Here is a 10,980-nt window from a genome sequence, read left to right on the forward strand (position 1 = left end):
CCGCAACCACCAGCCACGTAGGGTGGGCACTTGTGCCCACGCGGACCGGTACTGACACTTATCGCTGGCGTGCCTGGAATCGGCGGCGGTGGCGTTCCGTTATTGCGCCTGTTGGGGCGGCGTGGGCACAAGTGCCTTGCGCGGCCCGGCCCACCCTACGAGGATTCTTTCTAACTGTTCCAGGTTCGCCGGCTTGACCAGGTGATGGTCGAAGCCCGCGCCTTTCGACAGGGTGAAGTCGTGCGCCTGGCCATAGCCGGTGAGGGCGATCAGCAGCGCGTCGCGGCTGCCCGGCAGCTGGCGCAGGGCGCGCGCCAGCTGGTAGCCGTCGATGCGCGGCAGGCCGATGTCGAGGATGTAGACGTCCGCGTCTGCGGCATCCGCGTCTGCGGCGTCCGCGTCTGCAGCATCCGCGTCTGCGGCGTCCGCGTTCGCGGCGTCGGCGGCCGGTCCAGTGGCGGCCAGCAGCGCCTCGGCATCGTCGAACAGCGCCACCGTATGGCCCTGGGCTTCGAGCGCGGCGGCGAGCGAGGCGCCGGCGTCGCGGTTGTCGTCGACCACGGTGATGCGCAGCGCCCTGCGCACGGTGCCGGCCGGCGCGGCCTCCGAGGCTGCCGGCACCTCGACGGCAGGCGCCGCGATGACCGGCAGCGTGATCGTGAACACGCTGCCCTGGCCTTGCCCCTCGCTGTCGGCGGTGACGCCGCCGCCGTGCAGCTGGGCGATGCTTTTCACCAGCGTCAGGCCCAGCCCGAGGCCGCCCTGGGCCCGGTCCGGCGTGCGTTCGCCCTGGGTGAACAGGTCGAACACGTGCGGCAGCAGGCCGGGCGGGATGCCGCTGCCGTTGTCGGCCACCGACATCGCCGCCTGCCCATCCTGCACCTGCAGGGCCACGCGCAGGCTGCCATGCTGCTGGGTGTACTTGGCGGCGTTGTTCAGCAGGTTCGACAGCGCCTGCACCAGGCGCGTGCGGTCGCCGGACACGAACACCGGGCCAGGCGGCACATCCACCGCCAGCCCATGGTGACGCGCGTCGATCAGCGGGCGCACCTGCTCGACGGCGCTGTCGAGCACCGCGCGCAGCTCGACCGGCTCGCGTTCCATCTGCACCAGCCCGCGCGTCACGCGCGACACGTCCAGCAGGTCGTCCACCAGCTCCGTCATGTGGCGCACCTGGCGCTCGATGATCTCGCCGGCGCGCAGCGCATAGGCGCTATCGCCCTGGCGCAGGCGCAGCACCTGGGCCGCGGTGCTGATCGGCGCCAGCGGATTGCGCAGCTCGTGGGCCAGCATGGCGAGGAAGTCGTCCTTGCGCTGGTTCGCCAGGCGCAGCGCGTTCTCTGCCATCTTCTGGTCGTGGATGTCGGTGCAGGTGCCCATCCAGCGCACGATCTGGCCGCCGTCGTCGCGCACCGGCAGCGCCCGCCCCAGCACCCAGCGGTAGTTGCCGCTGCGGTCGCGCAGGCGGTACTGGATCTCGTAGGTGTCGCCGCTGTCCAGGCTGTGGCGCCAGGCGGTCCAGGCGCGGTCGCGGTCCTCGGGGTGGAACACGTCGGCCCAGTGGGTGCCGTCGGTACTGCCCGGGACCATGCCGGTGAACTCGTACCAGGGGTCGTTGTAATAGTCGTGGAAGCCGTCGGGCAGGGTCGACCACACCATCTGCGGCATGGCGTTGGCGATGGTGCGGAACATGGCTTCGCTGGCGGCCAGCGCGATCTCGGTGCGCAGGCGCTGGCTGGCCGTGTGGGTGCGTTCGGCCACTTCGCGCATCAGGGCCAGGTCCTGCGGCGACCAGTCGCGCGGCCCGGCCGCGTTCACGAAGACCAGGGCCACCAGCTGGTCGTCCTCGACCACCGGCAGGTCGACAAAGGCCGAGGCGCTCAGGGCCGTCAGCGACTCCGCCGCGTCCATGGTGCGCGGGTCGGCAAAGGCGTCGCGCACCACCACCGGCCGGTTGGCGCGCAACTCGTCGATGAAGTTGCCGAACTGGCGCAGGTCGATGGCGCCGGCCACGCTTTCCACGCCCTCGGCGCACCAGTCGCGGTCGATATGCACGGTGTCGCCGGCGGCGCCGATCAGGCCGAAGCCGGCGCGGCTGGCGCCCAGGGTCTCGCCCAGGATGCGCGCGGCGCACCAGGTGATGTCCTCGGGCGTGCGCAGCTCGCGCAGTTCGTCGGTCAGGCGCGCCAGCGCATCGCGCCGCAGCTCGCCGAGCACGCGCTCGGTGACGTCCGAGCCGAGCACCAGCACGCCGCTCACCTGGCCCGAACGCCCGCGCACGGGCTGGAACACGAAGTCGACGTAGCGCTCGACGGTCGGACCCCCGGGCTGGGCCTGCACCGCGTAGCGGGCGCCGTTGGCGGCGTAGGGCATGCCGTCGCGGTAGACCTGGTCGAGCAGGTGGACATAGCCCTGGGTGGCGGCGTCGCCCAGGGCCTCGGCGATGCGGCGGCCGACGATCTCGCGCCCGCCCACCAGGTGCCGGTAGCCGGGGTTCACGAATTCCACCACGTGGCCGGGCCCGTGCAGCAGGGCCATGCACATCGGTGCTTCCTGAAACAGCTCGGCGAACCGGCGCCTGCTCTGGTAGTCCTGGTCGTCGTTGTCGGCCTGGGTCATGCGTTCATGCGATGTGAATGGTGAAAGTGGGGGCGAGGATGCCTGGCGGGTGGCGCGTTGCGGCCCGGCTGCGGACGTGCGCGTCGTCTCAGGCGTAATGATACCGCCTGCGCGGCGGTCGCGTGCGACCCCTCGGCGGCAAGGCCGTTAGAATCGGGCATCCAACCACAAGCGGGGCAGGCACCATGGAATGGCTATCCGATCCGAACATCTGGGTGGGTTTCCTGACCCTCGTCGTGCTCGAGATCGTCCTCGGCATCGATAATCTGATCTTCATCGCCATCCTGGCCGAAAAGCTGCCGCCGCACCAGCGCGACAAGGCGCGCCTGCTGGGCCTGACCCTGGCCATGCTGATGCGCCTCGGCCTGCTCACCATGATTTCCTGGATCGTGTCGCTGACCGAGCCCCTGTTCACGGTCGGCAGCATGGCATTCTCCGGGCGCGACCTGATCCTGCTGCTGGGCGGGCTGTTCCTGCTGTTCAAGGCCACGGTGGAACTGCACGAGCGGGTCGAAGGCAAGACCCAGCTGCACACCGGGCCGACCGAATTCGCCGCCTTCGGCGTGGTGGTGGCGCAGATCATCGCGCTCGACGCCGTGTTCTCGCTCGATTCGGTGATCACGGCGGTCGGCATGGTCGACGAGCTAGGCGTCATGATGGCGGCGGTGGTGGTGTCGATGGGCGTGATGCTATTCGCCTCGAAGCCGCTGACGCGCTTCGTGAACGCCCACCCGACCGTGGTGGTGCTGTGCCTGAGCTTCCTCTTGATGATCGGCCTGTCGCTGATCGCCGAGGGCTTTGGCTTCCATATTCCGAAGAGCTACCTGTACGCGGCGATCGGCTTCTCGGTACTCATCGAGGCCCTGAACCAGCTGGCGCGGCGCAATTTCGCGAAGCACCAGGCCCACTTGCCGCTGCGCGAGCGCACCGCCGAAGCCGTGCTGCGCCTGCTCGGGGCGACGCCGGGTGCAGCGGCGCAAGGCACGGCGGCCGCGCCGGGCGGGCCGCAGGAAGACGCGTTCGAGCCGGAAGAGCGCCACATGGTCAGCGGCGTCCTGAGCCTGTCGCAGCGCTCGATCCGCTCGATCATGACCAACCGCGCCGAGATTTCCTGGATCGACCTCGAAGCCGACGCCGACACCATCCGCACCCAGCTGCTCGACACGCCGCACGGCTTCTTCCCCGTGTGCCGGGGCGAACTCGACGACATCGTCGGCGTCGCGCGCGCCAAGGACCTGATGGCCGACCTGACGCGCGCCGGCCAGATCGACCCGGCCCACGTGCGCCCGCCCATCATCGTGCCCGACGCCAGCGGCGTGCTGCAGGTGATGGATACGCTGAAGCGCTCGCATGGCCAGGTGGTGCTGATCGCCGACGAGTACGGCACCATCCAGGGCCTGGTGACGCCGATCGACATCCTGGAAGCGATCGCCGGCGAATTCCCCGACGAGGACGAATTGCCGGTGGTGCGCGAGGAAGGCCAGGACCGCTGGCGCGTGGACGGCAGCGCCGATCTGCACTACCTGGAGCAGGTGCTCGGCACCGACGTCCTGGTCAGCGAGAACGACGACTACACCTCGCTGGCCGGCTTCATGCTGGAACGCTTCGGCACGCTGCCCGAAGTCGGGCAGGCGGTCGAACTCGACAACCTGCGCTTCGAGGTGGCCGAGGTGCTCGACCGGCGCATCGCCACGGTGCTGGTCACGCGCAGCCGGCCGGCCGCGCCCCAGGCGCGCGCTTCCTGATTCACACTTCCTGATTCACTTCCTGATTCACACTTCGCCGATCCCGCATTCCTCGCCGGCCTCGCCGGCAGGCGTGCCAAGGCGCGGCAAGGACACCAGGGCCGGGCCTTCCAGCACCTTGTCTTCGGCGCTGAAGCGGCTGCCGTGGCATCCGCAGTCCCAGCGCTCGGCGACCAGCTGCGCGTGCGCGGCATCGGCGGCGATCGCCTGCAGGTTGACGTCCACGGTCGGACACAGATTGCCTGTGGAGTTGCCGGTGGCGCCGGCGCCGAGGATGGCCACGTCGGCCTTCAGGTCGGTCTGCAGCGTGGCCAGGCAGGCCGACCTGGCGGCCGTGCCCTGCCGGAGCGAAGGGGTATCCGCGCCGCGCCTCAGACGGGAATTGTCGAGGTGCCGCCGGCCACCGAACCGTAGTTCTGCAGGTCCTTGAACGGCAGGCGGCGCTCGTTCAGGGCGGCGAGGATGGCGGCCAGTTGCTCTTCGTCCGGGGAGATGTAGACGATCACCTGATCGACTTCGTTTTCCCAGTAGGGCGTGTAGGGCACGCCGGTTTCCGGCATGACCTTGGCGACGAAGCTACCGTCCTGGAGTTCGGCGAAGACGGTGACGAGGAAGGCGGAGGTGGTGCTGTTGTTGACGGTGAGATCCATGGTGCTCCAATGATGATTGACGAAGGAGGACGAACCGGGAAACGTGCTGCTGCGCCGGCCCGCTTTTGTGCACCATCTTCCGCGCAAACGCGGCCGGGCGGCGCAGCTTTGCCACTCGTCAATTTGCCGGATGAAGTCCGCATGAGGTCGGCAGTGACCAGCGGTAACGTGCGCACCGCACACCGGCCGCAATGCTAAGTTCGTCGGCAATCATTCGCCTCTTAAGGAAAGGAACACCATGAAAGCAGTCGTCTTCCACGACGTCGGCGACATCCGCCTCGACGACGTACCCGAACCCGTCATCCAGGAGCCCGGCGACGCCATCGTGCGCATCACCGTCAGTGCGATCTGCGGCACCGACCTGCACTTCGTGCGCGGCACCTTCAGCAACATGGAAAAGGGGACCATCCTCGGCCACGAGGCGGTGGGCGTGGTGGAAGCGATCGGCAGCGAAGTGCGCAACCTCTCGGTCGGCGACCGCGTCGTGATCCCGTCGACCATCGCCTGCGGCTATTGCTCCTACTGCCGCTCGGGCTACTACAGCCAGTGCGACAACGCCAACCCGAACGGCCCGGCCGCCGGCACCGCCTTCTACGGCGGGCCCAAGGCGACCGGCCCCTTCGACGGGCTGCAGGCCGAAAAGGCACGCGTGCCGTTTGCCGCCATCAACCTGATCAAGCTGCCCGATACGGTGAGCGACGACCAGGCCATCCTGCTGTCCGACATCTTCCCGACCGCCTATTTCGGCGCCGACCTGGCCAATATCCAGCCCGGCCACACCGTGGTGGTGTTCGGCTGCGGCCCGGTGGGCCAGTTCGCCATCGCCTCGGCCAAGCTGCTGGGCGCCGGCCGCGTGCTGGCGGTCGACAACCTGCCCGACCGGCTGGACATGGCGCGGCGCCAGGGCGCCGAAGTCATCAACTTCGACGAGGAAGACCCGGTGCAGGTGATCCAGCAACTGACCGGCGGCGTCGGCGCCGACTGCGCCATCGACGCCGTGGGCGTGGATGCCGAATGCCCGCACCACGGCCCGGCGGCGAAGCAGGCGGCGGAGAACGCCGACGACTTCGCGCAGGAAGTCGAGGCGGTGGCCCCGGTGCAGCACCCGGACGGCGAGAACTGGCGCCCCGGCCAGGCGCCGTCACAGGCCCAGCGCTGGGCGGTCGAGGCCCTGGCCAAGGCCGGCACCCTGTCCATCATCGGCGTCTACCCGCCCGACGACACCACCTTCCCGATCGGGAACGCGATGAACAAGAACCTGACGATCCGGATGGGCAACTGCAACCACCGCAAGTACATTCCCCACCTGATCGAGCTGGTGCGCACCGGCGCCGTCGACCCGACGGTCATCATCACCCAGCGCGAAGGCATGGAATCGGTGATCGACGCCTACAAGGCCTTCGACCTGCGCCGCCCCGGCTGGCTGAAGGTGGCACTGGTCGCATCGCGCGAAGGCTGACGCCGTCTTGCTGCCAGGCGGCGTTTGCGCGCCGCCCGGCTAGCGGTGCAGCGTCAGCGCATTCGCGCGCAGGTACTCGTCGAGCGCGCCGATGGACGGCGTGCCGGCCGCCAGCCCGACATAGGTGTCGGGCCGCAGCAGGTAGATGGCGTCGTGCGCCAGGCCGGCGTGCGCGCAGGCGTCGTTCCACGCGAACTGGCGCAGCGTTACCCGCTGCCGGTCGCACCACTGCATCAGCTCGGGCTGCGCCTGCCCGTACACGTGGGCCTGCCAGGCGGGCCTGGGCAGCGGCGCATAGTTATCTACCGCATTGCCGGGCCCTGCATCCCCATCCGCAAACCGCACCCAGGGCAGGCGGTCGCCGCCATGGGTCCTGCCGGCCGTGCCCGCATTCAGCGGCGCGTGGCGGTAGTGGATGACGGTCTGCGAAATCGTGCGGAAGAAATACTCGCGCGTGAAGGGCAGCCGGGCAAGGAGCGGCAGCAGGCGCGGCGCCACGCCGGTGCGCACGATCTCGGCCACCGGGCCGTCGGCGGTGATGAAGCTGAACACGCGGTCGGTGGTGTCGACCAGGCGCCGCGCGAAGGGCAGGCGCTCGGCCTCGTAGCTGTCGAGCAGGGCGTCGGGTGCGCGGCCCTGGACCACGGCGGCCAGTTTCCAGGCCAAATTGATGGCGTCGCCGATGCCGGTATTCATGCCCTGGCCGCCGGCCGGGCTGTGGATGTGGCCGGCGTCGCCGACCAGGAAGGCGCGCCCGCGCCGGAAGCGCTCGGCCACGCGGTGGTGCACGCGGTAGGTCGAGAACCAGTTCAGCTTGTGCACGCTGATCATCAGATTGTCGATGGCGCGCCCGCTGACGTCGGCAAACGTCAGGTTTTCCGCATGCTCGGCGCGCTCGTCGCGCACGGTGCCGACCAGGCGTCCGGCGCCGCGCGGCGCCGTGGCGAAGACGGCCAGGATGTCGGACTCGTCGAGGTCGATGTTCAGCTCGCCGTTCAGGGCCGGGCTCTCGCCCTCGATGTCGGCCACGTAGAACACCTGGCGGTAGGTGCCGCCGGGGAAGCCGGCGCCGATGATCTCGCGCACCTTCGAGCGCGCGCCGTCGCAGCCGACGATGTAGCGCGCCTCGCACTGCTCCTCGTTGCCGGCGGCGTTGCGCAGCTGGGCCACGACCGCATCGCCGTCCTCGCGGAAGCCTTCCAGCCTGCACTGGCGCTCGACCTGCACGCCAGCGTCCTGCAGGCGCGCGCACAGCATGCGCTCGTGGCAATCCTGCGGGTAGATCTGCAGGAAAGGGTAGGGCGTGACGCCGGCGCCGATGGCGCCCAGCTCGATGCGCGCCTTGTGCTCGCCCTCGGCCCAGACATTGAAGGCCTCGACCGCATAGCCCTGGTCGAGCACGGGCAGGGCGAGGTCGAGCTGGCGGTAGAGTTCGAGCGTGCGCGCCTGCACCGCCAGCGCGCGCGAGGTGGTGCCGGGGCCGGCGGCTGCATCGACGATGCGCACGTCGACGCCCATGCGGTTCAGCCACAGCGCCAGCACCAGGCCGCTGGGGCCGGCGCCGACGATCAACACCTGGGATTGGGTCATCGCACACCTCCATCGGGAACGCCAGATGAGGGACGGCGGTCTGCCGGCTCTTCATCAGCTTAGACACTCACGCACTGCACCTGAGTTCCCGCGAGCGTGCACCGTGCCTTGACGAGGCCATGCTACCCTCGGCCCGGGACCAGGGCAATGGAGGCGAGCCGTGACGACAGATCTACCGACAAGCGAGCATCGTGCTGGCGCCATCGCCCGCATCGGCGTGCTCACCGGCGGCGGCGACGCGCCTGGCCTGAACGCCGTGATCCGTTCGGTGGTGCTGGCCGCGCTCGGGCGCGGCTGGGAATGCCACGGCATCCGCGACGGCTTCAATGGTTTGCTGGCGCCCGACACCTGCGCCGGCGCGCCGGTGCAGCGCCTTACCGCCGAGGATGTACACGCCATCGGCCACCTTGGCGGCACCATCCTCGGCAGCACGAATCGCGGCAGTCCCCTGCGCTACCCGACCCGCCAGCCCGACGGCAGCCTGGCCGAACAGGACCGCACCGAAGAGGTGGTGCGCCTGTGCCGCGAGCGCGGGCTGGACGCGCTGGTCGTGATCGGCGGCGACGGCTCGATGGGCATCGCCGACGCCCTGCATCGGCGCGGCCTGCGCGTGGTCGGCGTGCCGAAAACGATCGACAACGACCTGGCCCACACCTTTTCCACCTTCGGTTTCGACACCGCCGTCGGCTTCGCCACCGACTGCATCGACCGCCTGCACACCACCGCCCACAGCCAGCACCGGGTGATGGTGGTCGAGGTGATGGGGCGCTATGCCGGCTGGATCGCCCTGCATGCGGGCATCGCCGGCGGCGCCCACGCGATCCTGATCCCGGAAATCCCCTACGACATCGGCAGCGTCGCCGCCGCCATCGCCCGGCGCGAGCGGACCGGTCACCATCATGCGGTGGTCGTGGTGGCCGAGGGCGCCCGGCCGCTGCTGGGGCAGCGCAGCGTGCAGGCGGCGGCCGAAGCCGGGCGGGCGGAGCGCCTCGGCGGCATCGGCGCCCAGGTCGAGGCCGAACTGGCTGCGTTGACCGGCAAGGAGTGCCGCAGCGTCGTGCTCGGCCACCTGCTGCGCGGCGGCAGTCCCTCGGCTTTTGACCGCGTCTGCGCGTCGCGTTTCGGGGCCGCGGCCGTGCGCGCGCTGGCCGACGGGCAGGCCGGCGTCATGGTCGCGCTCGGCTGGAAAGCCATCGACCTAGTACCCCTGGCCCAAGTTGCCGGACGCACCAAGACCGTGCAGGTGGACGGCGACACGGTGGCCACTGCCCGCGAATTGGGCATTTCGCTCGGCGATTGACCTGAAATCAAGCATAAAAATGCTTTGCGTTAATATTTTTATATTTTTGTAATCCCTGTCTTACACCTTGGGGGCACGCGTGCCGATTCACCTCGAATAGCCCAGTCGGGATAATTCTGGTAATCAATCAACAAGAACCGGACCTGCATTCCATGACGCCTTCGTACGTTACCGATGTTCCTGAAGTCGCCCGCGCCAGCGCTGCCGCCCACCAGGTGGCAACGCCAGCCAAGGACCTGTATTTCGCGCTCCAGGCCGACCCGCTGGGCAATGCCCGCGCCGCCGAAGCCTTCCTGCGCGAACAGATCGCCGCCGTCCAGGCCATCCCCGCCGACCTGCCGCCCACGCTGGCGCAACTGCCGGCCTGGATCCAGGCCCGCACCGACGCCGTCGGCCTCGAATACCGCGAGTACCTGAACGCACGCAAGGCCGGCGCCCCGCGCCGCTACTTCGGCAACCGCGCCCATGCCCTGAACTTCCTGAAGGCCGCCGCGCCGACCAAGCTGGTCGACGGCACCTGGCTGTACGGCATGCTGCGCCACTGGGACAACCCGGACTTCCACCCGCTGATCAAGACCTACCTCGAAGAGCTGGGCGAAGGCGTGCCGGACAAGAACCACGTGACCATCTACCGCAAGCTGCTGGCCACCCACGGCTGCGAAGGCTGGGAGCAGTTGAGCGATAACCATTTTCTGCAAGGCGCAATCCAGCTGGCCCTGGGCCACAGCGGCGACCGCTTCCTGCCGGAGATCATCGGCTACAACCTCGGCTACGAGCAGTTGCCGCTGCACCTGCTGATCACCTCCTACGAGCTGAATGAATTCGGCATCGACCCGTATTACTTCACGCTGCACGTCACGGTCGACAACGCCGCCACTGGGCACGCCCAGAAAGCCGTGCAGGCCCTGGTCGATTTGATGCCGCGCGTGGGCGACCGCGCCGAATTCTACCGCCGCGTGCTCGACGGCTACCGCCTGAACGAACTCGGCGCCAGCACGAATTCCGTGATCGCCGACTTCGACATCCAGGACGAGCTGGTCGACATCCTGGTGCAGAAGGCCGTGGTCGGCAAGAACATGCACTCGGACTACTGCCGCGTGGCCGGCCGCTCGGTGAACGACTGGCTGGCCGTGCCGGCGCAGGTGCCGGCTTTTCTCTCGGCCCTGGAAAGCGCCGGCTGGATCAAGCGCGGCGAAGACGTGGAGAACAGCCGCTTCTGGCGCCTGATCCACGGCGAGCGCGCCGAGATGTTCGGCGTGTTCAGCGCCTACGAGCAGCAAGTGCTGAAGGACTGGATCCTCACCGCACCCGACGGAAAAGAAGGCGGCAAGGAGCCGCGCATGCTGACCCACCGCGCCCGCCAGCGCACCATGGACAACCTCGGCCAGCACCAGGACCGCAGCAGCAGCTTCCCCGAGCGCGGCCTGATCCGCCGCCGCGCCGGCCGCGACCTCGAAACCGACAACGAACTGGCCCTGCTCGAACAGCAGGTGGCCGACGCCGCCGGCAAACAGGAAGCGATGCAGCTGCTGGGCGAGCTGATGTCGCCGGCCCACCACCACAGCGCGGCCGGCCTGATGGCCACGCGCATGTACACCAAGCTGCTCGATATCTGAG

The 10,980-nt window shown here is 69.0% G+C and carries 8 protein-coding genes; 4 read left to right on the forward strand and 4 right to left on the reverse strand.

What is annotated here, in order from left to right:
- Positions 1-99 precede the first annotated feature (99 nt).
- Positions 100-2,619, reverse strand: coding sequence for a hybrid sensor histidine kinase/response regulator (locus ACWYRN_RS20845; RefSeq protein WP_488689612.1), 2,520 nt, complete (start codon positions 2,617-2,619; stop codon positions 100-102).
- Positions 2,620-2,804: 185 nt separating this feature from the next.
- Here ACWYRN_RS20845 and ACWYRN_RS20850 point away from each other — a divergent pair, with 185 nt between their 5' ends.
- Positions 2,805-4,364: a TerC family protein gene (locus tag ACWYRN_RS20850; RefSeq protein ID WP_488689615.1), complete on the forward strand. Its 1,560-nt coding sequence runs from the start codon at positions 2,805-2,807 to the stop codon at positions 4,362-4,364.
- Positions 4,365-4,391: 27 nt separating this feature from the next.
- On the opposite strand, the gene ACWYRN_RS20855 is transcribed toward ACWYRN_RS20850, so the two are convergent.
- A complete protein-coding gene (locus tag ACWYRN_RS20855) occupies positions 4,392-4,589 on the reverse strand; it encodes a hypothetical protein (protein ID WP_488689617.1) in 198 nt (65 codons plus the stop codon).
- 146 nt (positions 4,590-4,735) lie between these two features.
- Positions 4,736-5,014, reverse strand: a complete 279-nt coding sequence (locus ACWYRN_RS20860; protein WP_488689619.1) for a hypothetical protein — start codon at positions 5,012-5,014, stop codon at positions 4,736-4,738.
- A gap of 238 nt (positions 5,015-5,252) precedes the next feature.
- Here ACWYRN_RS20860 and ACWYRN_RS20865 point away from each other — a divergent pair, with 238 nt between their 5' ends.
- Positions 5,253-6,473 carry a zinc-dependent alcohol dehydrogenase gene (locus tag ACWYRN_RS20865; protein ID WP_488689621.1) on the forward strand — a complete coding sequence of 407 codons (1,221 nt, stop codon included), beginning with the start codon at positions 5,253-5,255 and terminating at the stop codon, positions 6,471-6,473.
- A gap of 39 nt (positions 6,474-6,512) precedes the next feature.
- On the opposite strand, the gene ACWYRN_RS20870 is transcribed toward ACWYRN_RS20865, so the two are convergent.
- Complete coding sequence (locus ACWYRN_RS20870) at positions 6,513-8,063, reverse strand: FAD-dependent monooxygenase (RefSeq protein ID WP_488689623.1); 1,551 nt, start codon at positions 8,061-8,063, stop codon at positions 6,513-6,515.
- Between the two features lie 160 nt (positions 8,064-8,223).
- On the opposite strand from ACWYRN_RS20870, the gene ACWYRN_RS20875 reads away from it, so the two are divergent.
- Positions 8,224-9,363 carry a 6-phosphofructokinase gene (locus ACWYRN_RS20875; RefSeq protein ID WP_488689625.1) on the forward strand — a complete coding sequence of 380 codons (1,140 nt, stop codon included), beginning with the start codon at positions 8,224-8,226 and terminating at the stop codon, positions 9,361-9,363.
- A 152-nt stretch (positions 9,364-9,515) separates the two neighbouring features.
- The gene (locus ACWYRN_RS20880) at positions 9,516-10,979 is read left to right on the forward strand and encodes an iron-containing redox enzyme family protein (protein ID WP_488689626.1); all 1,464 of its coding nucleotides are present in this window, start codon (positions 9,516-9,518) and stop codon (positions 10,977-10,979) included.
- Position 10,980 lies beyond the last annotated feature (1 nt).

The sequence above is a fragment of the Massilia sp. BAP21 genome (assembly GCF_057801335.1).

Coding starts and splice junctions, on each gene's coding strand:
- ACWYRN_RS20845 (WP_488689612.1), bottom strand. CDS start 2,619: ATGACCCAGGCCGACAACGACGACCAGGACTACCAGAGCAGGCGCCGG.
- ACWYRN_RS20850 (WP_488689615.1), top strand. CDS start 2,805: ATGGAATGGCTATCCGATCCGAACATCTGGGTGGGTTTCCTGACCCTC.
- ACWYRN_RS20860 (WP_488689619.1), bottom strand. CDS start 5,014: ATGGATCTCACCGTCAACAACAGCACCACCTCCGCCTTCCTCGTCACC.
- ACWYRN_RS20865 (WP_488689621.1), top strand. CDS start 5,253: ATGAAAGCAGTCGTCTTCCACGACGTCGGCGACATCCGCCTCGACGAC.
- ACWYRN_RS20870 (WP_488689623.1), bottom strand. CDS start 8,063: ATGACCCAATCCCAGGTGTTGATCGTCGGCGCCGGCCCCAGCGGCCTG.
- ACWYRN_RS20880 (WP_488689626.1), top strand. CDS start 9,516: ATGACGCCTTCGTACGTTACCGATGTTCCTGAAGTCGCCCGCGCCAGC.